We start from the raw sequence: 26,514 nt of genomic DNA, 5'->3' as shown, positions 1-26,514 counted from the left end.
GCCGGCACCGAGGCCGCGCTCGCCGCCGCCCCGCCGCAGCGCCTCCGGATCGAGTCGCGGACGGCTCGGGCGACGACGCGATCGTGGCGCTGGTGAGCGCTCTCGACGTCCCCGCCGGAGTGGTGACCGCCGATCGCGGGCTGATCGCGCGCGTGACCGCGCTCGGAGCCGCCGCCATCGGCCCCCGTGTGCTGCTCGATCTCCTCGCCCCCCGGAAGCCGGGCGGGGAATAGCCGGGCGCCCGCACGGGTTGGAGTGGGCATGGCTACGACCACGATGACCCTCGACTCCCACGACCAGACCGTCTCCGACGGCATCGTCCTCATCGACTTCTGGGCGGCCTGGTGCGGCCCGTGCCGCCAGTTCGCCCCGGTCTTCGAGGCGTCGAGCGACAAGAACGCTGACATCACGTTCGCGAAGGTCGACACGGAGGACCAGCAGCAGCTCGCCGCGAGCTACGGCATCTCCTCCATCCCGACCCTCGTCGTCTACCGCGACGGCATCCCGCTGATGGCGCAGCCCGGCGCGCTGCCCGCCCCCGCGCTCGACAACCTGATCGAGCAGGTGCGCGGTCTCGACATGGTCGAGGTGCGCCGCCAGTACGACGAGGCGAAGGCCGCCCAGGAGGCCGCCGGCCCGGAGGAGTTCGCCGACGGCGCCCGGATCTGACGCTCGAACGACGGAACCCCCGCCGACCACGTGGTCGGCGGGGGTTCCGTCGTTCCGGGACGCGCCCTGATCAGCCCGTGTTCTGCAGGCCCGCGGCGACGCCGTTGACCGCGAGCAGCAGCAGGCGCTGGTTCTGCTCCGTCCCCGAGCCGCCCGGATCCGTGCGCAGGGCGCGCAGCGCCCGCAGCTGCAGCAGCGAGAGCGCGTTGACGTACGGAGTGCGCAGCCGCACCGCCCGGCCCAGTACGCGGTGTCCGGTGAGCAGGCTCTCCTCGCCCGTGATCGAGAGCACCCAGCGCCGGGTCGACTCCATCTCGTCGAGCACGAGCGCCGCCAGGTCGTCCCGCGAGTCGAGCGCCAGGTAGCGGCGCGCGATGCCCTCGTCGGTCTTCGCCAGCGACATCTCGACGTTGTCGATCATCGTCGTGAACAGCGGCCACGAGGCGTACGCCGAGCGGAGCAGCTCGAGGTCGCCCACGGCCTCCAGCGCGCTGCCCAGGCCGAACCAGCCGGTCAGGTTCACCCGGGCCTGCGTCCAGGCGAACACCCACGGGATCGCCCGCAGGTCCTCGAGCGACTCAACCGAGAGGCCCCGGCGCGCGGGGCGCGAGCCGAGCGCGAGCAGGCCCACCTCCTCCTGCGGGGTGACCCTGGCGAACCAGGGCGCGAAGCCGTCGGCCTTGACCAGCTCGAAGAAGCGCTTGCGCGACTCGCGGTCCATCGTCTCGGCGACCTCGCGGAAGCGGTCGGCCGCCGCGGCGTTGCGCTCGCCCACCGAGGGGGAGGAGGCGAGGAGGGTCGCGCCGGCGACCTGCTCGATGTGCCGGGTCGCGATGTCCGGGTTGCCGTAGCGCGCGAAGATGACCTCGCCCTGCTCCGTCAGCTTGAAGCGGCCGTCGACCGATCCCGGCGGCTGCGCCAGCACCGCGCGGTTGGCGGGTCCGCCGCCGCGCCCCAGTGCGCCTCCGCGGCCGTGGAACAGCGTGAGGACGATGCCCTCGTCGGCCGCCCACTTCGCGATGCGCGCCTGCGCGTCGTAGAGCGCCAGCGTCGCCGAGACGGGGCCGACGTCCTTCGACGAGTCGGAGTAGCCGAGCATCACCTCGAGGCGGTTGCCGGTCTCGTCGAGGCGCTTCCGCACCTGGGGAAGACGGATCATCTCGGCGAGGATGTCGGTCGACGCGTCCAGGTCGGCGAAGGTCTCGAAGAGCGGGATCGCGTCGATGACCGGCGGGTGCCCCTCCGTCGCCGCGTCGGCGAGCTCGAACACGGTCCGCAGGTCGTCCGAGGACTGGGTGAACGAGACGATGTAGCGGCGGGCGGCGTCGACCCCGAAGCGCTCCTGCACGGTCGCGATCGCGCGGAACACCGAGAGCACCTCCTCGCTGCGCTCGTCGAGTGCGCCGCCGGACCGGATCGCCGCGATCGTCTCGCGGTGCACCTTCGAGTGCTGGCGCACCTCGATCTCGGCCAGGTGGAAGCCGAAGGTCTCGACCTGCCAGATCATGTTCTGCAGGTCGCCGTAGGCCGAGCGGGCGTCGCCGGCGGCGAGGAGGGACTCCTGCAGCGTCCGCAGGTCGCCCATCAGCTCGGCGGCCGAGGAGTACGCCAGCGCGGCGCCGGAGCGCGTCGCGGCCAGGCGCTCGGCCGCGAAGAGCAGCACGCGGCGGTGCGTCTCGTTGGGGGAGCGGTCGGCGATGTCGGCGGCGAGCTCGGGTGCCCGGCTCGTGCACGCGTCCCAGAGCGCGAGCACGTCGTCGGACGGCGGAGTGGTCGAGGCGTCGAGCGTCAGGGCGCGGCCCACGCGGCGCGCGACCCGCTCGAGCCCCATGAGCACGTGCTCGGACGCGATGCCGACGGCCGCGAGGGTGGTCTCGGCGGTCACGAAGGGGTTCCCGTCGCGGTCGCCGCCGATCCAGGTGCCCAGCCGCACGAAGGCGGGGGCGATCGGAGCGCGGGTCCCCGACGCCTCGCCCTGGAGGGCGTCGTCCAGGCGCCGGTACACCCGGGGGAGGACCGAGAACAGCGACTCGTCGAAGACGCTCATCGCCGTGCGCACCTCGTCCAGCGGGGACGGCTTCGACTCGCGCAGCGGCGCGGTGCGCCACAGGGTGTCGACGTCGGCGAGCAGGCGCCGGCGGTTCTCGAGCAGCACCACGCCGCCCGTGCGCGGGTCGTCGCGCTGCTCGAGCAGCGCGCTGATGCGACGGATGGTCGAGGCGACGGCCCGGCGGCGCGCCTCGGTGGGGTGCGCGGTCAGCACGGGGCGGAACTCGAGGCGCGAGAGGCGCTCGAACGCCTCCTCCTCGCCGAGCTCGGCGGTGAGCGTCGCGACCGACGCGGTGATCGAGTCCTCGGGCGACTGCGCGCCGGCATCGGCCTCGCGCTTGCGGAGCACGCGCACCCGGTGGAACTCCTCCGCCACGTTGACGAGGTGGAAGTAGCAGGTGAAGGCGCGCGCCACCTCCTCGGCGCGCTCGGGCGAGAGCGACGCGACGAACTCCTCCGCATCGGCGAGGTCCTCCGGTCGTCCGCCGTCGTACGCGCTGATCGTCAGCGCGCGCAGGCGCTCGACGTCGGTGTAGAGCGTCGGGTCCCCGGATTCGCGGAGGACCTGTCCGAGGAGCTCGCCCAGGAGGTGGACGTCCGCACGGATGCGGTCGTCGAGGGGCGGCGCGACGGTGCCGTCGGCGGAGGTGGGGACGGGTGCTGCGGTCGCGGCTGGCGCGTCGGAGATCGGAGGCACCTGACAGACATTAGCGGCGCCTCGTATCGGGCGGATGACGCCCGGGTCTCGTTTCGCAATGGAATGATCGGAGGTGTGACCGTGACACCCGCACCCTCCGCTCCCGCCGTCCAGACAGAGCAGGCCGCTCCTCACGTCGTCGTGCTCTTCGGGGCGGTGGGCGATCTGGCCCGGCGCAAGCTCATCCCCGGCATGGCGCATCTGGCGCTGTCCTCCCTCGCGCCCGACGTCCGCATCGTCGGGACCTCGCTCGAGGAGCACGACGACGAGTCGTTCCGAGCGTTCGCGAAGCTCGCCTACGACGAGTTCGGCAGCCGCTCGCTCACCCGCGCGCAGTGGGACGAGTTCGCCTCGAAGCTCTGCTACGTCCCGCAGTCGGCGGGTCCGGCGGCTCTGGCCGAGGCCGTGATGTCGGCCGAGAGGGAGCTGGGCCCGGACGTCAGCCGCCTCCACTACCTCAGCGTGCCGCCCCGGGCCGCGCTGTCGGTCGTGCGGATGCTCGCCGAGGCCGGCCTGGTCGAGCGCTCCCGCATCATCATGGAGAAGCCCTTCGGCGTCGACCTCGAGAGCGCCGTGGTCCTCAACGCCGAGCTGCACGAGACGTTCGACGAGGAGCAGATCTTCCGGATCGACCACTTCCTCGGCAAGGAGCCGGCGCAGAACATCCTCGCCTTCCGCTTCGCCAACGGCCTCTTCGAGCCGATCTGGAACCGCAACTTCATCGACCACGTCCAGATCGACATCCCCGAGAAGCTGACCCTCGACCGTCGCGCCGAGTTCTACGAGTCGACCGGCGCCTACAAGGACATGGTGGTCACGCACCTGTTCCAGGTCCTCGCGTTCATGGCGATGGAGCCGCCGACCGCCCTCGAGCCCCAGGCGATCAGCGAGGAGAAGAACAAGGTCTTCCGCTCGATGCGGCCGCTGAACCCCGAGAACGTCGTGCGCGGCCAGTACATCGGCTACCGCGAGGAGCCCGGCGTCGCCCCCGACTCCGAGACCGACACCTTCGTCGCGCTGAAGTGCGAGATCGACAACTGGCGCTGGGCGGGCGTGCCGTTCTACCTCCGCACGGGCAAGCGCATGGCGGAGGGGCAGCGCATCATCTCGATCGCGTTCCGCGAGCCCCCGAAGAGCATGTTCCCGCAGGGCTCCGGAGTCGGCGCCCACGGCCCCGACCACCTCACCTTCGATCTCGCCGACGCCTCCAAGGTCTCGCTGTCCTTCTACGGCAAGCGGCCGGGCCCGGGCATGCGCCTGGACAAGCTCAGCATGCAGTTCGCGCTGCAGGAGACCGACCGCGCCGGCGACGCCCTCGAGGCGTACGAGCGGCTGATCCTGGACGCGATGCGCGGCGACCACACGCTCTTCACCACCGCCGAGGGCATCGAGCGCCTCTGGGAGGTCTCGGCGCCGCTGCTGCAGGATCCGCCGCCCGTGCGCCTCTACGCCCCCGGCTCCTGGGGCCCGAACGCGATCCACCAGCTGATCGCGCCGCACGCCTGGCGCCTCCCGTTCGAGCGGGTCTGGCGCGACAAGCGCTGACCCGCGCGCCCCGGGCCCGCCCGTAGGCTGAGCGCATGGCGCGCGTGGGAGAGGACCGGATCTGGACGGTCCCCAACGTCCTGAGCATGGTGCGCCTGGCGCTCGTCCCCGTGTTCCTCGTCCTCGTGATCGAGGGGGAGGACGCTCTGGCGCTGCTGACGCTCGTGGTCTCGAGCCTCACCGACTACCTCGACGGCTGGATCGCGCGCCGCTTCGACCAGATGACGCGCCTCGGGCGCATCCTCGATCCGGCGGCCGACCGGCTGTACATCTTCGCGACGGTGCTCGGCCTCGCGTTCCGCGAGCTCGTGCCGTGGTGGCTGGTCGCCGTGCTGGTCGCGCGGGATCTGATGCTCGTCGTCCTCGCCGTGATCCTGGCCAACACCGGCTACGGACCGCTCCCGGTGCACCACCTCGGCAAGTTCGCGACGTTCTGCCTGTTCTACGCCCTGCCGCTCATCATGCTCGGGCAGGCGTTCCCCGATCTCGCACCGGCCTCGCTGCCCATCGCCTGGGCGTTCGCGCTCTGGGGTGCCTTCCTCTACTGGTGGGCGGGGATCGTCTACGCGGTGCAGACGGCCGGTCTCGTCCGCGGGGTCCGCTTGGAGAACTCCGGGTCCGGCGGGCCCCCGGATTCCGATACGCTGAACGGATAGGAGGTACGTCTTGGCCGAGCCCGTGCGTGGAGCATCATCCACCGAACCGCTGAAGTCCGAGCCCGTCGAGCCCTCGACGGACACGACTCTCACGTTCACCGACGACATCGGTGCGCAGCTCGCTGCGCTCGACAACCGCGCCTCCCGCGAGGAGGCCGAGGCCGTGGGCGCCCTGCCCTCCGGGTCCGCCCTCCTGGTCGTGCGCCGCGGTCCGAACACCGGAGCGCGGTTCCTCCTCGACACCGACTCGACGACGGTCGGCCGGCACCCCGATGCCGGCATCTTCCTCGACGACGTCACCGTCTCGCGCCGTCACGCGGAGTTCGTCCGCCGCGGTACCGGCTTCGAGGTCCGCGACCTCGGGTCGCTCAACGGCACCTACTTCGACGGCGTGCGCATCGAGTCCGCACTGCTGACCGACGGCTCCGAGGTGCAGGTCGGCAAGTTCCGGCTCACCTTCTACGCGTCCCGCGCCGACCTCGTCGCCGCTCCGGACGCGTAGACCGTGGGGCGCACCACCGCCCGGGCCCTCCCGTCCGGTCCGGCCGCTCTGCTGAGCATCGGGCAGGTCCTGTCCCGCCTGACGACCGAGTTCCCCGACGTCACCCCGTCCAAGCTCCGCTTCCTCGAGGAGCAGGGACTCGTCTCGCCCGCGCGCACCGACTCCGGGTACCGCAAGTTCTCCGGAGCGGACGTCGAGCGGCTCCGCATGATCCTCGCGCTCCAGCGCGACCACTACCTTCCGTTGAAGGTGATCCGCGGCTACCTCGACGACGTCGACGCCGGCCGGGAGCCGGTGCTCCCGAGCGGAGTGGGCGGCGCGCCCGCCTCCCTGCTCGCCCCGGCGTCGCGGCTCACGCGCGAGCAGCTCGCGCAGGAGTCCGGAGCGAGCACCGCGCTCCTGCAGGAGGCGATCGGCGCGGGTCTCGTGCGCGGTGGCGAGTTCTACGGCGAGGAGGCGGTGACGACCCTCAAGGCCCTCGTCGAGCTCTCCCGCTCGGGCATCGAGCCGCGCCACCTCCGCCCGCTGCGCGTGGCGGTCGAGCGCGAGATGTCCCTGATCGAGAGCGTCGTCGCGTCGAGCGCCCGCCGGGGCGACGTCTCCGGCTCCGCGAGCGCCACCGAGAACGCGATCGGGCTCGCGGCCCAGCTCGGGACGATCCGGAGCGCCATGGTCCGCAGCGCCCTCACGCGGATCGCGCGCTCCTGATCCCGCCGCCGCGACGACACGCCGCGGCCGTCGACCCGATGTCGTTTACTCGGCACCCCCGGGTGAGTACCGTAGGGAGCGCGTTCGGACGATCCGGCGTTCGGATCCGGAAGGCCACGGGATGAGAGAAGTCCGCCGCGACGTCAGCGGCCAGCGCGACCTCGTCCTGTTCACCGACGGACTCCCCGATCTCGACGCCAGCGCGGGCTACCGCGGCGCGGTCGCCGCCCGTGCGGCCGGGATCACCTACCGCCAGCTCGACTACTGGGCCCGCACCGAGCTCGTCGAGCCCACTGTGCGCGGCGCCTCGGGTTCCGGCACCCAGCGCCTCTACGGCTTCCGCGACATCCTCGTGCTCAAGCTGGTCAAGCGCCTGCTCGACACCGGCATCTCCCTCCAGCAGATCCGCACCGCGGTCACCCAGCTCCGCGAGTCCGGGGTCGACGACCTCGCTCAGACGACGCTGATGAGCGACGGCGCGAGCGTGTACCTGTGCACGTCGAACGACGAGGTCATCGACCTCCTCAGCCGCGGCCAGGGCGTCTTCGGCATCGCCGTGGGCAAGGTGCTCCGCGAGGTCGAGTCCAGCCTCGTCGACCTCGGCAGCCAGTCGGTCGACCCGATGGACGAGCTCGCTCAGCGCCGCGCCTCCCGCAAGGTCGGCTGACCGCCTCTCCGGTCACCTGCAGGCTCCCGCCTGCCCCTGCTGATCCGTGGTTCCGCGGCCTCTGCTGATCGAGCAGCCCGCGCAGCGGGCGCATCGAGATCCACCAGCGCCGGCCGTCACCGCACCGCCCGTCCGGCCCGACGACGACGGCGCCGCAGCCGGAGCTGCGACGCCGTCGTCGAGAAGCGGTGGGCTCTACTTCCCCGCGGGCACCTGCTCGCCGATGCGGCCCGTGCGGATGACCCGGTCGAGCAGCAGGTCGAAGTTGTGCGCCATCTCCTGGGCGCTCTCGCCCGGCCAGACGTGCACGGGCTTCGCCGCTCCCTGCGCCTGCTGCAGCGAGGTGCGCTCCGGCAGCTGGGGGCTGAGCACCAGCGGGCCGAACATGTCGCGCAGCTCCTTGATCCGGAACTGGTGCTCGAGCGACTGGACGCGCGCGCGGTTCACGATGATGCCGAGGGGCTGCAGGCGCGGGCTGAGACCGCGGCGGATCTCCTCGATCGCGCGCAGAGCGCGATCGGCGGCCGCGACCGAGAAGAGGCCGGGCTCGGTGACGACGGCGACGCGGTCGCTCGCCGCCCAGGCCGTGCGCGTCAGCGCATTGAGCGACGGGGCGCAGTCGATGAGCACGAGGTCGTAGTCGGCCTCGACGCTCGCGAGCGCCTCCTCGAGCTTCCAGATGTCGCGGATGCTCGGGTGCGGTCCGTCGAAGTTGATCGCCGACGGGCTGCCGATGAGCACGTCGATGGTGCCGTGGTGCTCCTTCGTCCATCCGGAGGGGGCGATCGCCGAGCGGACGATCTTCTCCTTCGGCGACGTCAGCACATCGGCGATGTTGAGATGGCCGGCGACGTTGATGTCCATGCCGGTGGAGACGTCGGACTGGGGGTCGAGGTCCACGACGAGCGTTCGCAGACCCTTCGAGAACGCTGCGGACGCGAGGCCGAGGGTCACCGTGGTCTTGCCGACGCCGCCCTTGAGGGAGCTCACGCTGAGTACATGCATGGCTGGTTACTTTACTTTCACTAGGGTGGGAGAACCTAACCGTTCCCTGCGCGCCATCCGGCCGGGGATGCGGAAACGGGGGTGCGACGTCGCACTCCCGGCTCCCCGTCGCCCGCGGAGGACCGACCCGAAGGACTGCCGTGTTCTCGAAGATCCTTGTGGCCAATCGCGGCGAGATCGCGATCCGGGCGTTCCGCGCCGCGTACGAGCTCGGGGCGCGCACCGTCGCCGTGTTCCCTTACGAGGACCGCAATTCGATGCACCGGCTGAAGGCCGACGAGGCGTACCAGATCGGTGAGAAGGGCCATCCGGTCCGGGCCTACCTCGATGTGGCCGAGATCATCCGGGTCGCCCTCGAGTGCGGTGCCGACGCGATCTACCCCGGCTACGGGTTCCTCTCCGAGAACCCCGAGCTCGCGCGAGCGGCCGCCGACGCCGGCATCGCGTTCATCGGTCCTCCGGCCCGGGTCCTCGAGATGGCGGGCAACAAGGTCACGGCGAAGGAGCACGCGCGGGCCGCGGGCGTGCCGGTGCTGCGCTCCACCCCGGCGTCTCGCGATCTCGACGAGCTGCTCGCGGGCGCCGAGGAGATCGGCTTCCCGATCTTCGCGAAGGCCGTCGCCGGAGGGGGCGGCCGGGGGATGCGCCGCGTCGACGCTCCGGAGGACCTCCGCGCGGCCCTCGAGGCCGCCATGCGGGAGGCCGACAGCGCGTTCGGCGATCCCACGATGTTCCTCGAGCAGGCGGTCGTCCGGCCCCGGCACATCGAGGTGCAGATCCTCGCCGACGCCGACGGCGAGACGGTCCACCTCTTCGAGCGCGACTGCTCGGTGCAGCGCCGGCACCAGAAGGTCGTCGAGATCGCGCCCGCGCCGAACCTCGACGAGGACACCCGGCAGGCCATGCACCGCGACGCGATCGCCTTCGCCCGCTCGATCGGGTACGTCAACGCGGGGACGGTCGAGTTCCTCCTGGATACCGCGGGGGAGCGGGCGGGCGAGCACGTCTTCATCGAGATGAACCCGCGCATCCAGGTCGAGCACACGGTGACGGAGGAGGTGACGGACGTCGATCTGGTCGCCTCGCAGATGCGGATCGCGGCGGGAGCGACGCTCGCCGAGCTCGGGCTGACCCAGGGCGAGCTGCGGCTGCACGGAGCCGCGCTGCAATGCCGCATCACGACCGAGGATCCGGCGGCCGGCTTCCGCCCGGACACCGGCAAGATCACGACCTACCGCTCCCCGGGCGGTGGCGGGATCCGCCTCGACGGCGGCACGATCAACCCGGGTGCGCAGATCAGCCCGCACTTCGACTCGATGCTCGCCAAGCTCACCTGCCGAGGCCGCGACTTCCCGGCGGCGGTGGCCCGCGCCAAGCGCGCTCTCGCCGAGTTCCGGATCCGCGGCGTCTCGACGAACATCCCGTTCCTGCAGGCCGTGCTGGATGATGCTTCGTTCGCCGCGGGAGACCTCAGCACCTCGTTCATCGACGAGAGGCCGGAGCTGCTCGCCGGCCGCGAGTCCCGCGACCGGGGCACGAAGCTGCTGACCTGGCTCGCCGAGGTCACGGTGAACCAGCCGCACGGCGCCCGACCGCCGGGCCTGCCGCCCGTCGACAAGCTGCCGGCCGTCGACCTCGCGGCTCCTGCTCCCGCCGGGTCCAGGCAGCGCCTGCTGGAGCTCGGTCCGAAGGGCTTCGCCGACGCCCTGCGCGCGCAGACCGCCCTCGCGGTCACGGACACGACCTTCCGCGACGCGCACCAGTCCCTCCTGGCGACGCGGGTCCGCTCCCGCGACCTCGTGGCGGTCGCCCCCTCCGTCGCCCGGCTCGCACCGCAGCTGCTCTCGGTCGAGGCGTGGGGCGGTGCCACCTACGACGTCGCGCTCCGCTTCCTCGGCGAGGACCCGTGGGAGCGGCTCGCGGCCCTGCGCTCGGCCCTGCCGAACGTCGCGATCCAGATGCTCCTCCGCGGCCGCAACACCGTCGGCTACACCCCGTACCCGACGGAGGTGACCGATGCGTTCGTCCGCGAGGCCGCGGACACCGGCGTCGACGTCTTCCGCGTCTTCGACGCGCTGAACGACGTGTCGCAGATGAGGCCCGCCATCGACGCCGTCCTCGCGACGGGCACGACCGTCGCCGAGGTGGCCGTCTGCTACACCGGCGACCTGCTCGATCCGGCCGAGGACCTCTACACGCTCGACTACTACCTCCGCCTCGCCGAGCAGATCGTCGAGGCGGGGGCGCACGTGCTGGCGATCAAGGACATGGCGGGACTGCTCCGCCCGTACGCCGCCGCCCGCCTCGTCGAGGCCCTGCGCGGGAGGTTCGACCTGCCGGTCCACGTGCACACCCACGACACTCCCGGCGGTCAGCTCGCCACCCTCCTCGCCGCGGCGGAGGCGGGAGCCGACGCCGTGGACGCCGCGTCCGCGCCGATGGCGGGCACCACGAGCCAGCCCTCGCTCTCGGCGCTGGTCGCCGCGCTCGCGCACACCCCCCGCGACACCGGACTCGACCTCGGAGCCGTCTCGGATCTCGAGCCGTACTGGGAGGCGGTCCGCCGCCTCTACCGCCCGTTCGAGTCCGGACTGCCCGGGCCGACCGGGCGCGTGTACCGGCACGAGATCCCGGGAGGCCAGCTCTCGAACCTGCGCCAGCAGGCGATCGCCCTCGGCCTCGCCGACCGGTTCGAGGTGGTCGAGGACCTCTACGCCGCGGCGAACGGGATCCTCGGGCGGGTCCCCAAGGTCACGCCGTCCTCCAAGGTCGTCGGCGATCTCGCCCTCCACCTCGCCGCCGTCGACGCCGACCCGGCCGACTTCGCCGAGAACCCGCAGGACTACGACATCCCCGACTCCGTCGTCGGCTTCATGGCGGGCGAGCTCGGCGAGCTGCCCGGCGGCTGGCCCGAGCCGTTCCGCACTCGGGTGCTCGAGGGCCGCGACGTGCGCATCGGAGTCGCCGACCTCTCGTCCGAGGACCGCGCGGTGCTGCTCGGCGACGACGCGGGCGCCCGGCGCGCGACCCTGAACCGGCTGCTGTTCCCGGGCCCCGCCCAGCAGTTCCTCGACGTGCGCGAGTCCTACGGCGACGTCTCCGCCCTCGACACGGCCGACTACCTCTACGGCCTCCGGCAGGGCGAGGAGCACGTGGTCGAGATCGCGCGCGGCGTCCGCCTCTACGTCGGGCTCGAGGCGATCGGCGACGTGGACGACAAGGGCATGCGGACGGTGATGACCACGCTGAACGGGCAGCTGCGGCCGGTCTTCGTCCGCGACACGACCGTCGCGGTCGACACGACGAGCGCCGAGAAGGCGGATCGGACCGTGCCGGGCCAGGTCGCCGCTCCGTTCGCGGGGGTCGTGACGCTCAAGGTCGCCGTGGGCGACGTCGTGGCGGCGGGCGCCGCGATCGCGACGATCGAGGCGATGAAGATGGAGGCGGCCATCACGACACCGGTCGCGGGCGCGTCCGGCGGCTGGCCGTCCCGGTCACGCAGCAGGTCGACGCGGGCGATCTGCTGGTCGTCGTCGAGGCGTCCCAGGGCCTGTGACCACCGGCCCTAGCAGTCGGAGCCCGGGCGCTCCAAGGCCCGGCGCCCCCGAACGGGCCGCCGGTACACTGACCGCAAGCGGAAGGAGGCTCGTTCGCATGGATGAGCGCAACGACGAACAGCCCGACACCGGCCCCGTGCCCCGCACCGCGCTGGACGCGGTGAGGGACTCGACGCAGTACGCGCCCCGCGCGAGCGACACGGCTCCGACCCGGATCCCCGACGGCGTGCGGCTCGATCCGCCGCTGCGGCGCCGCTCCACGGCGCCCGCGCCCGTCGACGACGACTCCGTCGACGTCGGCACGCTCGGCATCCCGTCGCCGCGCTCGTCGCACGTCGCACCGCCGGAACCCGATCCCGCCGGTGGCGCGGGCCCCGTCTCCGCGGGCTCCGCCTCGCGCGACGAGGTCTCCGTGCTCCCCGAGGAGCCGGGCGAGCGACTGCGCGGACGGAGCGAGGCTCCCGCGACGGACTCCGCCGAGACCTCCGCGGCCGAGCAGACCCGCAGCGCCACGCGGCGCGACCGGCTCCGAGCCGAGTCCGAGGGCTCCGGCACCCCCTCCGGCTCCGGCCCCGAGTCGTCCTCGATGCTGACGGCCGACCGCCTCCTCGAGGTGAACCGCCGCACGCGCCCCGCGCCGACCTCCGGCTGGAACCGCTTCGTCTACACCGTCACCTTCCACACCGTGAACCTCGGCGACTCCGCGAAGGAGCAGGCCTGGAAGGCGATGGGGGAGCGGATCAGCCGCCAGTTCGAGGGCGGCACCCGCTTCGTCCCGGTGATGACCCGCAAGGGCGGCGTCGGCAAGACCACCGTCACGACCCTGCTCGGCATGGCGCTGGCCGATGCCCGCGAGGACCGCATCATCGCGGTCGACGCCAACCCCGACCGCGGCACTCTCGCCGAGCGCGTGCCGAAGCAGACCCGCGCCACCGTCCGCGACGTCGTCAACCGCGCCTCCGGAGTCGCCGGCTTCACCGACTTCTCGACGATGGTGTCCCGCGACGAGACGCGACTGGACGTCCTCGCCTCCGACACCGATCCGATGCTCTCCGAGGCGTTCGACGAGGACGACTACAACGTGGTCGCGGACCTCGTCGAGCGGTTCTACTCGATCATGCTCACCGACTGCGGCACGGGCATCGTGCACTCGGTGATGCGACCCACGCTGCAGAGGGCCGACACGGTCGTCATCGTGTCGGGCGGGAGCATCGACGAGGCGCGCCTCGCGTCCGAGACCCTCACCTGGCTCGACGCGAACGGCCACGGCGCTCTCGTGAAGAACGCCGTCGTCGCGCTGAACACCGCCACCCAGGGGACGAGCCTCGTGAAGCTCGAGGAGATCGAGTCGCACTTCCGCTCGCGGGTGCGCGACATCGTCCGGATCCCCTACGACCCGGTGCTGGCCGCCGGCTCGGTCGTGAAGTGGGAGCACCTGCGTCCCGCCACGAAGGACGCGGCGCGCCTGCTGGCCGCGCTCGTCGTCGAAGGCATGCCGGTCCGGCGTGCCTGACGCGGCGGGCGACGCCGCCGAGCAGTTCGACCTGATCGTCATCGGTGCCGGTTCCGGCAACTCGATCGTCGGTCCCGAATACGACGACTCCCGAGTCGCGCTCCTGGACGACGGGGAGTGGTTCGGCGGCACCTGCCTCAACGCGGGCTGCATCCCGACCAAGATGTTCGTGCACGTGGCCGACGTGGTCACCGATGTCGACCAGGGGGCGCCGATCGGCGTGCGCGGACGCGTCGCACGACCCGAGTGGGAGGCCGTCCGCGATCGCGTCTTCGGCCGCACCGACACGATCAGCCGGGCCGGGCTGGAGTACCGCGACGAGCGCTCGCCGAACATCACGGTGCTCCGCGAGAGCTTCGGCTTCGAGTCGCTCGGCGACGGGACCCGTCCCCACGTGCTCGTGAGCGCGAGCGGCACCCGGATCAGCGCGCCCCGCGTCGTCATCGCCGCCGGCTCCCGGCCCCGCCCTCTCCTGGCGGCGTACGCGCCCGACGCGCGCATCCACGACTCGTCCTCGATCATGCGGCTCGACGACCTCCCCGAGCGGATGGTGATCCTCGGCGGAGGAGCCGTCGCCGTCGAGTTCGCCCACGTCTTCTCCGCCTTCGGCACCGCGGTCACCGTCGCCGTCCGGAGCGACCGCCTCCTGCGCTCGCTCGACGAGGACATCGCGCGGCGCTTCACCGCGATCGCCCGCGAGCGCTGGGACGTGCGCACCGGCGTCACGGCCGAGCAGGTCGACGCGGGCGACGACGGGCTCGTCGTCACGTTCAGCGACGGGTCGAGCGTCGAGACGGACGTGCTGCTCGTCGCCCTCGGACGCGACCCCAACAGCGACACCCTCGCCGCCGCCTCCGTCGGGATCGATCTGCATCCGGACGGACGGATCGCCGTCGACCTCGAGCAGCGCGTGCTCTCGGGCGGCGTCCCCGTCTCCGGGCTGTACGCACTCGGAGACGTCTCCTCGGAGTGGCAGCTCAAGCACGTCGCCAACCACGAGGCCCGGATCGTCGCGCACAACCTCCTGCATCCCGACGACCCGCAGCGCAACACCCTCTCGCCCGTGCCCGGCGCGATCTTCGCCCACCCGCAGATCGCCCACTTCGGGATGACGCTGGCGGACGCCGAGGAGGCCGGCGTCGCGGCGATCTCGGTCAGCCAGGAGTACGGCTCGACCGCCTTCGGCTGGGCGCTCGAGGACGACTCGAGCGTCTGCATCCTGGTCGTCGGACTCGACGGCGCCCTTCTCGGCGCGCACCTGATGGGCCCGCAGGCGAGTATCCTCATTCAGCCGCTCGTCCAGGCCGCCAGCGTCGGACGCGGCGTCCACGGACTCGCCCGCAGCCAGTACTGGCCGCATCCGGCGGCGAGCGAAGTCGTCGAGAACGCCCTCCTGAAAGCGGAGGAGGCCCTGAGGGAGCGCACCACATGACCGAACGCCAGATCCGGATCTTCGGAGATCCCGTCCTCAAGACCCCGTCGGCTCCGATCGAGACGATCGACGACGGGATCCGCGGACTGGTCGAGGACCTCGTCGACAGCGTCCGCCCGCCCGGCCGCGCCGGCGTCGCCGCCCCGCAGATCGGCGTGAACCTCCGTGCCTTCAGCTACAACGTCGACGGCGTCGTCGGGTACATCCTGAACCCCGAGATCGTCGAGCTGACCGGCGAGCCGCAGCCGGTGGACGAGGGCTGCCTCTCGGTGCCCAACCTCTGGTACCCGGCCGTCCGCTACCCGCACGCCAAGGTCCGCGGCACCGACCTCGACGGCAACGAGGTCGTCCTCGAGGGCGACGGACTGATGGCGCAGGCGCTGCAGCACGAGTGCGACCACCTCGACGGCCGCCTCTACCTCGACCGCCTCTCCAAGGAGCACCGCCGCGCCGCCATGAAGGACGTGCGCGAGTCCCCCTGGTTCTGAGTTGATTCGGACGCCCGTCCTTGCCGGGCGTCCCGCGGTCGGCTCGAGCGGATGGGCGCGTTCCGCAGAGCGTCCTGCGTTCGCCGACGGGAAAGCGCTCGAACGCGCTTTCCCGGATACGGCTCGGCCTTCTGAGGAGCCGGTCCCTGCCCGGCTCCTCGCGGTCGGCTCGGGCCAAGGGCGCGTTCTGCAGAGCGTCCAGCGTTCGCCGACGGGAAAGCGCTGGGGCGCGCTTTCCCGGATACGGCTCGATCTTCTGCTGCCTGCTGATCGAGTAGCCCGCGGAGCGGGCGTATCGAGATCCACGTCGCTGTGCGGGGGCCCTGCGCGCAGAACCTCGGCCAGGAGTGGGGCTCAGCCACCATCGTCGCTGACGGGCACTCCGAGCTGCGGTTCTGCGTCCGACCACTCGTCGAACTCAGAACCGCAGCCGCCCGAGCATCGGGACGGCACCGCAGCTCAGCGGAGGCTGATGCCCTCCGTGGCCGGGGCGGCGGAGTACAGCGCGGAGATCGTGTCGGCGTAGTCCGAGAGGATCACGGCGCGCTTGATGCTCATCTTGGGCGTCAGGTGGCCGCTCGCCTCGGTGAACTCGGTCGGCAGGATCACGAACTTGCGGATCGACTCCGCGCGCGACACCGACGCGTTGGCGTGGTCCACCGCACGCTGGATCTCGGCGAGCACCGCGGGGTTGACCGCCGCGTCGTCGAGGGAGAGCGTCGGATCCTGCCCGTTGTTGCCCAGCCACGTCGGCAGCATCTCGCTGTCGAGCGTCACCAGGGCGGCGATGAACGGCCGCTGATCCCCGACGACGACGACCTGGCCGACCAGCGGATTCGCGCGGATCGGGTCCTCCAGCGCCGCCGGCGCGACGTTCTTGCCGCCGGCCGTGACGATGATCTCCTTCTTGCGGCCGGTGACGCGCAGGTAGCCGTCCTCGTCGAGCGACCCGAGGTCCCCGGTGCGGAACCACTCGCCGTCGAACGACTCCGCCGTGGCCTGCTCGTTGTTCCAGTACCCGCCGAAGACGCAGATGCCGCGCACCTGGATCTCGCCGTCCGCCGCGATCCGGATCGACGCCCCCGGCATCGCCGGGCCCACGGTGCCGATCTTGAACAGCTCGGTGCGGTTCACGCTCGCGGGCGCGGTCGTCTCGGTCAGCCCGTAGCCCTCGAGGATCTTGATGCCGAGGCTGTGGAAGAAGTGCCCGAGCCGGTCGCCGAGCGGCGCCGAGCCCGAGACGGCGTACTTCACGTTGCCGCCCATCGCCGCCCGCAGCTTCGAGTAGACCAGGCGGTCGAAGAGGAGGTACTGCAGCTTGAGGGCCAGGGGCACCGATCCGGCCTCGGCGGCGACGGAGTGCGCGACCGCGACCTCCGCTGCCCGGCGGAAGATCTTGCCCTTCCCCCCGGCCTCGGCCTTCTGCTCGGCCGAGTTGTAGACCTTCTCGAACACGCGGGGCACTGCGAGCAGGAACGTCGGCTTGAACGAGGCGAGCGAGGGGAGGAGCTGCTTCGTGTCGGCCTGGTGGCCGACCTTCACCCCTCCGTGCACGCAGAGCACCGAGATGAAGCGGGCGAACACGTGCGCCGTGGTGATGAAGAGCAAGGTCGAGGCGCCCGGCTGGTGGATGAGCTCCGTGAGGGCGACGGCCGAGTTGCGGCTGAGCTCGACGAAGTTCGAGTGCCGGATGATGCAGCCCTTGGGCCGACCGGTCGATCCCGACGTGTAGATGATGGTGGCGATGTCGGATCCCGTGGCGAGCGAGCGGCGGCGCTCGATCTCGGCGTCCGGCACGTCCACGCCGCGCGCGGCGAGCTTGTCGAGGTCGCCGAGCCCGATCTGCCAGGCGGCGCGGACGTCCGGCACGTCGGCGCGGATCTCGTCGAGCCGCGCGAAGTGGTCGGCGGTCTCGACGATCACGGCGTGCGCGCCGGAGTCCGTCAGATTCCACTGCACCTGGGCGGGGGAGGAGGTCTCGTAGACCGGGACCAGGATCGCGCCGGCGAACCAGACGGCGAAGTCGATCAGCGTCCACTCGTACCGGGTCTTGCAGATCAGCCCGATCTTCTCGCCGGGCTCGATGCCGGCGGCGACGAGGCCCTTCGCGAGGGCCGTGACCTGGTCCAGGAACTCCTGCGCGGTGACGTCGCGCCAGCCTCCGCCCTCGGGCACGGCGAAGAGCACGCGATCGGGGGTCTCGCGGACCCTGTCGAGCAGCAGATCGGCGGTGTTCGCCTGCGGATCGGCGGCCACCACGGCGGGTGAATCGAACTGTTCCACGGCAACTCCTTCGGCACCTGAACGAACGTCGAGCCCACTCTATCGGCGGGATCGAAGCTGTGGATCCGTTCAGAGTAACGATCCGGCCGGTGGACGCGGTGCGGTCCCTCCCGCGCCCGGCCCGCCTGAGCCTTCGCGCTGTCCGCGGTCACTACACTCGATCCCGTCGCCGGAGCAGGCGGCTCCACCGGCGCGGACGCGCCGACGGCGGAGGGAAGGCGGTTCGCGTGCACGCGATCGGGATCGACATCGGCGGCACGAAGATCGCTGGGGCGCTGGTCGACGAGTTCGGCGCGATCCTCCGCGAGGACCGCCAGCCGACTCCCGCGGGGCACCCCGAGCTCATCGTCGACGTCGTCGTCGAGATGGTCGGGCGCCTGCGCGAGGGCCTCGAGCCCGGCGACGTCGCCGCCGTCGGAGTGGCCGCCGCCGGCTTCATCGACGCCTCGCAATCGATCGTCTACTACGCCCCCAACATCAACTGGCGCAACGAGCCCTTCCGCGAGAAGCTCTCGGCGCGCATCGACCTGCCGATCATCATCGAGAACGACGCGAACGCCGCCGGCTGGGCCGAGTTCCGCTACGGCTCCGGCCGCCTCGTCAGCGACATGGTCATGCTCACCATCGGCACCGGCGTCGGCGGAGCGATCGTCATCAACGACCGGCTGCTGCGCGGCGGCTTCGGCGCCGCTGCGGAGGTCGGGCACATGCGCGTCGTCCCCGGCGGTCTGCCGTGCGGCTGCGGTGCCCGCGGCTGCATCGAGCAGTACGGCTCCGGGCGCGCCCTGCAGCGCTTCGCGGGCGAGCTGGCGGACGCCGGCGGGATCGGCCAGGGCATCGCGGACGCCCGCAGCCGCAACGGCGGCGAGCTGAACGGCCACATCATCTCGGACCTCATCGTCTCGGGCGATCTCGGCGCGCTCGCGGCGCTGCGCCAGCTCGGCCACTGGCTGGGCGAGGCGGCGGCCAGCCTGAGCGCGGTCCTCGACCCGCAGCTCTTCGTGATCGGCGGGGGAGTGGCGCAGGCGGGCGACCTGCTTCTGGACCCCATCCGGCAGGCCTACCTCGACAACCTGCCGGCGCGGGGCTACCACCCCGAGCCGGAGTTCCGCATCGCGGAGCTCGTGAACGACGCCGGGGTCGTCGGCGCGGCGGACCTCGCCCGCCTGCACGCGAACTCGCTCTGATCACGCTCCGCCCGCCCCACCCCCGACCCTGCACTCGCTGAGGAGCCGCACGATGTTCTACTGGTTCATGAAGCACATCGTGGCGGGACCGCTCCTGAAGACGATCTTCCGTCCGTGGGTCGTGAACGCCGACCGGGTGCCGCAGACCGGCGGAGTGATCCTCGCGAGCAACCACCTCTCGTTCATCGACTCGGTGTTCCTGCCGCTCGTGATCGACCGCAACATGGTCTTCCTCGCGAAGAGCGACTACTTCACCGGCAAGGGGCTGAAGGGCTGGGCCACCCGGCTCTTCTTCACCGCCACCGGGATGCTGCCGATCGACCGCTCCGGCGGCAAGGCGTCCGAGGCGTCCCTCAACACCGGGCTCCGGGTCCTCGCCCGCGGGGAGGCGCTCGGCATCTATCCCGAGGGCACCCGCAGCCCCGACGGCCGGATGTACCGCGGACGCACCGGCGTCGCGCGGATGGTCCTCGAGGCGCGCGTGCCCGTCGTCCCCGTCGCGATGGTCGACACGGCGCGCATCATGCCGATCGGCAGCCGCCTCCCCAAGCTCGGCCGGATCGGCATCGTCTTCGGCGAGCCGCTCGACTTCAGCCGCTTCGAGGGCATGGAGGGCGACCGCTTCATCCTCCGCTCGATCACCGACGAGATCATGTACGAGCTCCTCGCCCTGAGCGGCCAGGAGTACCTCGACGTCTACGCGACGTCGGTCAAGGAGAAGCGCGCCGCGCTGGTCCGCTGACCGCCGGCTGTGCGCGGAGGCCTCCTCCTCGGAGGCGTCCCGCGAGGCGATAAGCTCGTCAACCGCTGCCGTCCGACCGGGCGGCACCCGCTCGCGCGCCTCCGGGCGCCCGTCAGAACCAGGAACTCCCGTGGTCATCGATCCGAACGAACCGTACGTCCTCGCCGCCCCCTCCGTGGTCGCCGGCCTGGACTATTGGCGCGAGCTCGAGATCAAGCAGCAGCCGCAGTGGCCGGACGCCGAGGCGGTCCGCGCCGCGTCCGCCGAGGTCGCCGCGCTGCCCCCGCTGGTCTTCGCGGGCGAGGTCGACCAGCTCCGCGAGCGCCTCGGCGCCGCGGCGCGAGGCGAGGCGTTCCTGCTCCAGGGCGGCGACTGCGCCGAGACCTTCGCCGGCGCCACGGCCGACCAGATCCGCAACCGCGTCAAGACGGTGCTGCAGATGGCGGTCGTGCTGACCTACGGCGCGAGCATGCCGGTCATCAAGATGGGCCGCATGGCCGGTCAGTTCGCCAAGCCCCGCTCGAGCGATCTCGAGACCCGCGGCGACGTCACGCTGCCCGCCTACCGCGGCGACATCGTCAACGGCTACGACTTCACTCCGGAGTCGCGCACCGCCGACCCGCGCAGGATCGTGCAGGGTTACCACACGGCCGCCTCGACCCTGAACCTCATCCGGGCCTTCACGCAGGGCGGCTTCGCCGATCTGCGCCTCGTGCACTACTGGAACAAGGGCTTCACCGAGAACCCGCAGAACCAGCGCTACGAGCAGCTCGCGCGCGAGATCGACCGCGCCGTCAAGTTCATGGTCGCGTGCGGAGCCGACTTCGAGGGCATGAAGCGCACCGAGTTCTACACGGGTCACGAGGGCCTGCTGATGGACTACGAGCGCCCGATGACGCGGATCGACTCGCGTACCGGCACTCCGTACAACACGTCCAGCCACTTCATCTGGATCGGCGAGCGCACCCGTGAGCTCGACGGCGCCCACGTCGACTTCCTGTCGCGCGTGCGCAACCCGATCGGCGTGAAGCTCGGCCCCTCGACGAGCCCCGAGACGATGCTCGAGCTGATCGACAAGCTCGACCCGGATCGCGAGCCCGGTCGCCTCACCTTCATCACGCGCATGGGAGCCGGGAAGATCCGCGACGCCCTGCCGCCCCTGCTGGAGGCCGTCAAGTCGAGCGACGCCCTGCCGCTCTGGGTCACCGACCCGATGCACGGCAACGGCCTGACGACGCCCACCGGCTACAAGACCCGTCGCTTCGACGACGTGGTCGACGAGGTGAAGGGCTTCTTCGAGGCGCACCGCGCGGCGGGGACCCACCCGGGCGGCATCCACGTGGAGCTCACCGGTGACGACGTCACCGAGTGCCTGGGCGGCTCGGAGCAGATCGACGAGGCCACCCTCGCGACCCGCTACGAGTCGGTCTGCGACCCCCGCCTCAACCACATGCAGTCCCTCGAGCTCGCCTTCCTCGTGGCGGAGGAGCTCCGCGGCTCCGCCGTCTGAGCGCCACCTCGGCGAGGCGGTCCTCCTCCCGGAGGCCGTGGATCTCGATACTCCCGCTGCGCGCACTACTCGATCAGCGAGCTTCTGCTGGTCGAGCAGTCGCGCAGCGGCCTATCGAGACCGGCACTTCTGGAAGTCGTGGATCTCGATACGCCCTCTCCGAGGGCTACTCGATCACCAGAAGCCTGCTGGTCGAGTAGCTGCGCAGCGGCGTATCGAGACCGGCCCTTCTGGAGATCGTGGATCTCGATACGCCCTCTGCGAGGGCTGCTCGATCACCAGGGGTCCGAGTCCGCTGTGCCCAGCCATCCGAATCGTCCCCCTCCTCGAGGCGAACGGGTGGATCGCGTGCGAGCGAACCGCGCTAGCCGGTCGCGACCCGCTCTGCGGAACGCGACCCGTGCGGGAGCCGACCGCGGCGATGGGGGCGAGGACCCCATCGCACAGTGATCACGTCGTGATGGTGATCGACAGCTGGATCGACGTGCCGCGCTGCACGGCCTCGCCGGCGGGGTCCGACTGAGCGGTGACCCTCGTGATCTCGTTCGGGGCGGCGTCGATCAGCGCGCCGAGTGTCGAGAGGGAGTAGCTCCAGGTCAGGTCGACCGCGTCGAGGGCGGCCTTCGCCTCGTCGCGGGTCAGGCCGACGACGTTCGGCACGGCGACCGGCTCCGGACCCTTCGAGACGACGACCGAGATCGTGCCGCCGGTGGTGGCCGGAGCCTCCGGGTTCGCCTGGATGAGGACGACCCCGGCGGGCACGGTGTCGCTCCAATCCTCGCCGTTGCGGTCGAGGGCGAGGCCGGCGTCCTTCGCCGCCGCGGTCGCCTCCTCGACGGTCATCCCGACGACGTTCGGGATCGACCCGAGGCTGACGGTCAGGGCGATCGTCGACTGCTCGGCCAGGACGGTCGGGAGCGGCGAGCCGTCGGGAAGGGCGGCCGAGATCACCCGGCCCTCCTCGACGTCCCCGTCGAACACGCGGGTCGTCTCGCCCACGGCGAACGGGGCTCCGGTGATCGCCGCGGCCGCCTCCTCCTCCGTGAGGCCGGCGAGGGCCGGCACGTCGAGCTGCCGGGGGCCGCTCGAGACCACGAGCGTCACCACCGAGTCCTTGTGGATCGCCTGGTCCGGCGCCGGGTCCGAACTCATCACCGTGCCCGGAGGGACGGTCAGATCGGGCGCCTGCTCCTGCTCCGCCCGCAGCCCGCTGGACTCGAGCAGCTCCACGGCGTCGTCCTGCGGGAGGCCGACGACGCTCGGGATGGTGCGCAGCGCTCCGGGGCCCTCGCCGAACCAGTAGGCGGTGCCGCCGCCGAGGAGGGCGAGGAGGATCACGGCGACGACCAGGAGCACGCCCCGTCGGCGGCGGACCTTCCGCTTCGCGGCCAGCCTCGCCACCGCGGTCTCGTCGTCGTCGTCGACGACCTCGGCCTCGCCGCCCGTCTCGTCGAGGACGGTCGTCTGACCGGGCGTCGCCGGATCGAACAGCGCCTCGGCCGCCGGCGGCGGGGCCGTGTCGGGCAGCGGCGTGACGGCCTGCGTGTCGGCGACCCGGCGGTCCGTGGGCGTGATCCCCATCAGCCGCTCGGCCTCGAGCAGCTGCGCGAGCATCACTCCGGCGTCGCGCGGACGCATGTCCGGATCGCGCTCGGTGGCCCAGAGCACCAGCTCGTCGAGCGACGTGGGGACCGAGGCGACCTTCGCGCTCGGGTACGGCACCGAGTCGTTGGCGTGCTGGTAGGCGATCTGCATCGGCTGCTCGCCGGTGAAGGGCTGCTCGCCGGTCAGCATCTCGTAGATCATGATGCCGATGGCGTAGATGTCGCTGCGGGTGTCGGCGGTGCCGCGGGTGACGAGCTCGGGGGAGAGGTAGGCGATCGTGCCCAGGAGCGCCTGCCCCGAGGCGGTGTTCGCCGAGGCGGCCCGGGCGAGTCCGAAGTCGCCGATCTTGATCCGGCCGTCGTCGGCCAGCAGCACGTTCTCGGGCTTGAGGTCGCGGTGCAGGATCCCGGCGCGGTGCGCGGCCGCGAGACCCGACAGGACCGAGTGCATGATGTCGACGACCTGCTGGGCGGTCAGCCGACCGCGCTCCTTGAGCAGGTCCCGCAGGGTGATCCCCGGCAGGTACTCCATGACGAGGTACGCCATGTCCGAGTCCTGCCCCTGGTCGAAGACGCTGACGACGTTGGGGTGGGCCAGACGGGCGGCGGACCGCGCCTCCTGGACGAAGCGGTTCTTGAAGGTGGCGTCGTCGGACAGGTGCCCGTGCATCACCTTGATCGCCACGCGCCGCTCGAGGCGCTGATCGGTCGCGAGGTAGACCGTGGCCATGCCTCCGCGGGCGATCCTCGAGCGCACCTCGTAGCGGCCGTCGACGAGACGGCCGAGGAGGGGGTCGAGCTGGCTGGTGGTCACGCGACGAGTCTAGGCAAGACCGTTCGGCGAACCCGTGTGCAACGCGGGAGCCGCGCCCCGCATCACCCGGACCGGCGTGCTTGGAGGCGCGAGCCCGGCCGTGGCACTCTTGAGGGGTGACCGACTCGTCAGCCCCCGCCCCGTCCTCGACCGCCTCCGAGATCGAGTGGCTGACCGTTCCCGACCTCGTCGAGCGCACCGGCCTCGGCGTCAGCCGCATCCGCAGGATGCTCGAGGAGCGCCACCTGCTCGCCACGCGGCGCGACGGGAAGCTCGTCGTGCCGTCCGTGTTCCTCCGCGACGGGGAGCCGATGTCCGAGATCCGCGGCACGGCGATCCTGCTGTCCGACTCCGGGTTCACCGACGACGAGGCGGTGGAGTGGCTGCTCGCCGACGAGGAGAGCCTGGGCACGAGCCCGGTCCTCGCCCTGCACGCCGGCCGCAAGGCCGAGGTGCGCCGCGTGGCGCAGGCTCTGGCCTGATCCTCTCGACGGCGGCGGTGCGCGCCACCCGGCTCAGGCCGTCCGGACGCTGACCCTCGCCGCGAGCTCGCGCAGCTCGGCGAGGCCCTCCTCGCGCAGCGGCGAGCCGGGCAGCACCGCCAGCGCGGTCTCGACGTCCCGCCCGATCCGCTCCTCGAGCCGGTCCAGCGCCCCGCTCTCGGCGACGATGGTCTGCGCGCGGACGATGTCGTCCGCGTCGCGTCGCTGCGACCCACGACGGCGTCGAGCGCCTCGCGCGCCGAGTCCGACGAGCCGGCGCGCGCGAGGCCGAGGAGCATCGTCCGCTTGCCCTCGCGCAGGTCGTCGCCGGCGGGCTTGCCGGTGAGGGCGGGATCGCCGAACACGCCGAGGACGTCGTCGCGCAGCTGGAACGCGATTCCCAGCGGGAGCCCGAACCGACGCAGTGCGTCGATCTGGTCGTCGTCCCCTCCGCCGAGAGACCCCCCGATCGCGAGCGGCGCCTCGATGCTGTACTTCGCGCTCTTGTAGACGACGACGCGCTCGGCCCGGGCGAGGTGCTCCTGCTCGTCGTGGCCGGCCCACGCGCTCTCCTCGAGGATATCGAGGTACTGGCCGAGGGTGACCTCGGTGCGCATCAGGTTGAACTCGGTGCGCGCGCGGGCCGCGCCGGCGCGGTCCTCGAGCGCCCACTCGGCGTCGGCGAAGATCTCGTCCGACCACACGAGGAGCAGGTCGCCGAGCAGGATCGCGGAGGAGCGGCCGAACTCGTCGCCGGAGCCCGCCCAGCCGCCGGCCGAGTGCATCCCGGTGAAGCGCCGGTGCGCCGAGGGCGCACCTCGACGGGTGTCGGAGTTGTCGATGACGTCGTCGTGGACGAGGGCCGCCGCGTGGAACAGCTCGAGGCCGGCGCCGACGCGCGCGACGGGGTCGGAGCCGCTCGGATGGGCCTCGCTGGGGACCGCCGAGACGGCCGTCCAGCCGGCCTCGCAGAAGCGCGCGCGGAACCTCTTGCCCCCGCTGAGAAAGTCCCGCGAAAGGTCGCCGAGGGCGGAGACGTCCTCTCCTATGGAGCGCAGAATTGGCGTGCGCCCGGCGAGGAATTCATCGATTCGGAACTGGACGCGATCGACCAGACGAGTGCTGTTGTTCACCCGACCAGCCTATGCACCGGCGCCTCCTGGCGCCTGTGCCGGGCTCGGTCTACACTGAAGCGCCACCCGCCCGGTCGACCACACCGTGTCGCCAACCTGGCGTCGCTCCCGAGAGGACCGGCGCCGCACCCTTGAAGGGGTCAAGATGCCGCTTTCGGAACACGAGCAACGGCTCCTCGACGAGATGGAGCGCAACCTCTATCAGAACGACGCCGACTTCGTGGCGGCGGTCAGCAAGGGGCGCGGCGGCACCAACTACCGGGCCCTCGTGCTCGGCATCCTCCTCTCCCTCCTCGGTCTCGCGATCCTGGTGACCGGCGTCATCGTCCAGGTCCCGCTCGTCGGCGTCGGCGGCTTCGCCGTCATGCTCGCCGGAGTCGTCGTCGCCATGCGCCCCGCCGTCGGCGGGGTCGAGGAGCCCGGCCTGCCCGGCGCCGCCCGTCCCGCGAAGCCCCGCTCCACCGGAGCGCGGCAGAACTCGTCCTTCATGGACCGTCTGAACGACCGGTGGGACAACAGGGGCGACGGCCGCGGCTGACACCACTCCGCACCACCCACAGGGTCGATCCTCACGGATCGGCCCTTTTTTCATGCCCGGGACCGCCTCCGGAGCGCGACGGCCCTCCACTCCTCTCCACCCGCCCCTCGCCGCGGAATCCCGCGGATGACCGGGGAGAATCGGGCACGCTGCCGCGCGCCGCGGGGTTGTGGGTGGGGTGAAGTGGAGTACTGTGGAGGACACACCATCCGGGCCGGAAGAAGTGGGGGTACGTCCGTGTTCCTCGGCACCTATTCCCCCAAGCTCGACGAGAAGGGCCGCGTGATCCTCCCCGCCAAGTTCCGCGACGAGCTCTCCTCCGGAGTCGTCGTCACGCGCGGGCAGGAGCGGTGCCTCTACGTCTTCAGCCAGAGCGAGTTCGAGACGATGCACGAGAAGATCCGCCAGGCGCCGGTCACCAGCAAGCAGGCCCGCGACTTCCTCCGCGTGTTCCTCTCGGGCGCGAGCGCCGAGACCCCCGACAAGCAGAACCGGGTCACGCTGCCGGCGCCGCTGCGCGCCTACGCGGGCCTGGACCGCGACCTCACCGTCATCGGCGCGGGCAACCGGGCCGAGATCTGGGCGCAGGACGCCTGGGACGCGTACCTGACCGAGCAGGAGTCCGTCTTCTCCGACACCCAGGAGGAGGTGATCCCCGGACTGTTCTAGCTCCTGCCGCGCGACTCCCAGCCACTCGGCGCCCGGACGCACCTTCCCCGGTGTCCGGTCGTGA

General features: G+C 71.7%; 20 protein-coding genes and 2 pseudogenes. 17 read left to right on the top strand and 5 right to left on the bottom strand.

Translation table 11 applies throughout. The features are described from left to right. Positions 1-233, top strand: a 233-nt coding sequence (locus tag B0T42_RS21420; protein ID WP_476748437.1) for a PIN domain-containing protein, incomplete at its 5' end; no start/stop codon positions are given. A gap of 28 nt (positions 234-261) precedes the next feature. Next, a complete protein-coding gene (gene trxA, locus B0T42_RS12710; protein ID WP_077223466.1) occupies positions 262-669 on the top strand; it encodes a thioredoxin in 408 nt (135 codons plus the stop codon). A gap of 70 nt (positions 670-739) precedes the next feature. Here the strand turns inward: trxA and B0T42_RS12705 are convergent, their stop codons facing one another. Then, positions 740-3,415: a phosphoenolpyruvate carboxylase gene (locus tag B0T42_RS12705; protein ID WP_446737377.1), complete on the bottom strand. Its 2,676-nt coding sequence runs from the start codon at positions 3,413-3,415 to the stop codon at positions 740-742. A gap of 81 nt (positions 3,416-3,496) precedes the next feature. Here B0T42_RS12705 and zwf point away from each other — a divergent pair, with 81 nt between their 5' ends. The 5 genes from zwf (at position 3,497) to B0T42_RS12680 (ending at position 7,493) form a co-directional block, all read left to right on the top strand. Then, a complete protein-coding gene (zwf, locus tag B0T42_RS12700; protein ID WP_077223469.1) occupies positions 3,497-4,960 on the top strand; it encodes a glucose-6-phosphate dehydrogenase in 1,464 nt (487 codons plus the stop codon). 35 nt (positions 4,961-4,995) lie between these two features. Then, complete coding sequence (locus B0T42_RS12695; RefSeq protein WP_077223465.1) at positions 4,996-5,616, top strand: CDP-alcohol phosphatidyltransferase family protein; 621 nt, start codon at positions 4,996-4,998, stop codon at positions 5,614-5,616. A gap of 49 nt (positions 5,617-5,665) precedes the next feature. Further along, a complete protein-coding gene (locus tag B0T42_RS12690) occupies positions 5,666-6,118 on the top strand; it encodes an FHA domain-containing protein (RefSeq protein ID WP_236720268.1) in 453 nt (150 codons plus the stop codon). 3 nt (positions 6,119-6,121) lie between these two features. Continuing rightward, a complete protein-coding gene (ftsR, locus tag B0T42_RS12685; RefSeq protein ID WP_077223464.1) occupies positions 6,122-6,826 on the top strand; it encodes a transcriptional regulator FtsR in 705 nt (234 codons plus the stop codon). Positions 6,827-6,947: 121 nt separating this feature from the next. Next, positions 6,948-7,493, top strand: a complete 546-nt coding sequence (locus B0T42_RS12680; RefSeq protein ID WP_056867286.1) for a MerR family transcriptional regulator — start codon at positions 6,948-6,950, stop codon at positions 7,491-7,493. Between the two features lie 195 nt (positions 7,494-7,688). On the opposite strand, the gene B0T42_RS12675 is transcribed toward B0T42_RS12680, so the two are convergent. After that, positions 7,689-8,498, bottom strand: a complete 810-nt coding sequence (locus B0T42_RS12675; protein WP_055794914.1) for a ParA family protein — start codon at positions 8,496-8,498, stop codon at positions 7,689-7,691. A gap of 140 nt (positions 8,499-8,638) precedes the next feature. On the opposite strand from B0T42_RS12675, the pseudogene B0T42_RS12670 reads away from it, so the two are divergent. The 4 genes and pseudogenes from B0T42_RS12670 (at position 8,639) to def (ending at position 15,488) form a co-directional block, all read left to right on the top strand. Next, positions 8,639-12,054: pseudogene (locus tag B0T42_RS12670) on the top strand (pyruvate carboxylase). A 98-nt stretch (positions 12,055-12,152) separates the two neighbouring features. Next, positions 12,153-13,568: a MinD/ParA family ATP-binding protein gene (locus tag B0T42_RS12665; RefSeq protein WP_077223463.1), complete on the top strand. Its 1,416-nt coding sequence runs from the start codon at positions 12,153-12,155 to the stop codon at positions 13,566-13,568. Beyond that, the gene (locus tag B0T42_RS12660) at positions 13,561-15,000 is read left to right on the top strand and encodes a mycothione reductase (protein WP_077223462.1); all 1,440 of its coding nucleotides are present in this window, start codon (positions 13,561-13,563) and stop codon (positions 14,998-15,000) included. Before B0T42_RS12665 ends, B0T42_RS12660 begins: the two co-directional genes overlap by 8 nt. After that, positions 14,997-15,488 carry a peptide deformylase gene (def, locus tag B0T42_RS12655; RefSeq protein WP_077223461.1) on the top strand — a complete coding sequence of 164 codons (492 nt, stop codon included), beginning with the start codon at positions 14,997-14,999 and terminating at the stop codon, positions 15,486-15,488. Before B0T42_RS12660 ends, def begins: the two co-directional genes overlap by 4 nt. Before the next feature lie 459 nt (positions 15,489-15,947). Here the strand turns inward: def and B0T42_RS12650 are convergent, their stop codons facing one another. Further along, entirely contained in the window at positions 15,948-17,771 is a 1,824-nt protein-coding gene (locus B0T42_RS12650; protein WP_077223460.1) for an AMP-dependent synthetase/ligase, read from the bottom strand. Positions 17,772-17,998: 227 nt separating this feature from the next. Here B0T42_RS12650 and B0T42_RS12645 point away from each other — a divergent pair, with 227 nt between their 5' ends. From B0T42_RS12645 to B0T42_RS12635, 3 genes are all read left to right on the top strand, one after another. Then, entirely contained in the window at positions 17,999-18,958 is a 960-nt protein-coding gene (locus tag B0T42_RS12645) for an ROK family glucokinase (RefSeq protein WP_077223459.1), read from the top strand. Between the two features lie 52 nt (positions 18,959-19,010). Beyond that, positions 19,011-19,700, top strand: a complete 690-nt coding sequence (locus B0T42_RS12640) for a lysophospholipid acyltransferase family protein (RefSeq protein WP_055794930.1) — start codon at positions 19,011-19,013, stop codon at positions 19,698-19,700. A gap of 175 nt (positions 19,701-19,875) precedes the next feature. Beyond that, positions 19,876-21,210, top strand: a complete 1,335-nt coding sequence (locus B0T42_RS12635) for a class II 3-deoxy-7-phosphoheptulonate synthase (RefSeq protein ID WP_056867542.1) — start codon at positions 19,876-19,878, stop codon at positions 21,208-21,210. 450 nt (positions 21,211-21,660) lie between these two features. Here B0T42_RS12635 and pknB read toward each other — a convergent pair whose 3' ends face one another. After that, complete coding sequence (pknB, locus tag B0T42_RS12630) at positions 21,661-23,628, bottom strand: Stk1 family PASTA domain-containing Ser/Thr kinase (RefSeq protein WP_077223458.1); 1,968 nt, start codon at positions 23,626-23,628, stop codon at positions 21,661-21,663. A gap of 116 nt (positions 23,629-23,744) precedes the next feature. On the opposite strand from pknB, the gene B0T42_RS12625 reads away from it, so the two are divergent. Next, entirely contained in the window at positions 23,745-24,110 is a 366-nt protein-coding gene (locus tag B0T42_RS12625) for an Rv2175c family DNA-binding protein (protein ID WP_236720267.1), read from the top strand. A gap of 278 nt (positions 24,111-24,388) precedes the next feature. Here the strand turns inward: B0T42_RS12625 and B0T42_RS12620 are convergent. Then, a pseudogene (locus B0T42_RS12620) lies at positions 24,389-25,243 on the bottom strand (polyprenyl synthetase family protein); the annotation flags it as partial. A gap of 145 nt (positions 25,244-25,388) precedes the next feature. Between B0T42_RS12620 and B0T42_RS12615 the strand changes: the two are divergent. Further along, on the top strand, positions 25,389-25,781 hold the full coding sequence (locus tag B0T42_RS12615) for a DUF3040 domain-containing protein (RefSeq protein ID WP_077223457.1): 393 nt from the start codon (positions 25,389-25,391) through the stop codon (positions 25,779-25,781). Positions 25,782-26,018: 237 nt separating this feature from the next. After that, positions 26,019-26,450 (top strand): division/cell wall cluster transcriptional repressor MraZ, encoded by a 432-nt coding sequence (mraZ, locus tag B0T42_RS12610; RefSeq protein WP_055794943.1) that lies wholly within the window; start codon positions 26,019-26,021, stop codon positions 26,448-26,450. The last annotated feature ends 64 nt before the right edge of the window (positions 26,451-26,514 follow it).

It is taken from the genome of Rathayibacter rhapontici (genome assembly GCF_001995175.1).
Classification (GTDB): domain Bacteria; phylum Actinomycetota; class Actinomycetes; order Actinomycetales; family Microbacteriaceae; genus Rathayibacter.
This window is presented reverse-complemented; position numbering and strand designations above follow the sequence as displayed.

Coding starts and splice junctions, on each gene's coding strand:
- B0T42_RS12680 (WP_056867286.1), top strand. CDS start 6,948: ATGAGAGAAGTCCGCCGCGACGTCAGCGGCCAGCGCGACCTCGTCCTG.
- trxA (WP_077223466.1), top strand. CDS start 262: ATGGCTACGACCACGATGACCCTCGACTCCCACGACCAGACCGTCTCC.
- B0T42_RS12695 (WP_077223465.1), top strand. CDS start 4,996: ATGGCGCGCGTGGGAGAGGACCGGATCTGGACGGTCCCCAACGTCCTG.
- B0T42_RS12640 (WP_055794930.1), top strand. CDS start 19,011: ATGTTCTACTGGTTCATGAAGCACATCGTGGCGGGACCGCTCCTGAAG.
- def (WP_077223461.1), top strand. CDS start 14,997: ATGACCGAACGCCAGATCCGGATCTTCGGAGATCCCGTCCTCAAGACC.
- B0T42_RS12615 (WP_077223457.1), top strand. CDS start 25,389: ATGCCGCTTTCGGAACACGAGCAACGGCTCCTCGACGAGATGGAGCGC.
- B0T42_RS12675 (WP_055794914.1), bottom strand. CDS start 8,498: ATGCATGTACTCAGCGTGAGCTCCCTCAAGGGCGGCGTCGGCAAGACC.
- B0T42_RS12665 (WP_077223463.1), top strand. CDS start 12,153: ATGGATGAGCGCAACGACGAACAGCCCGACACCGGCCCCGTGCCCCGC.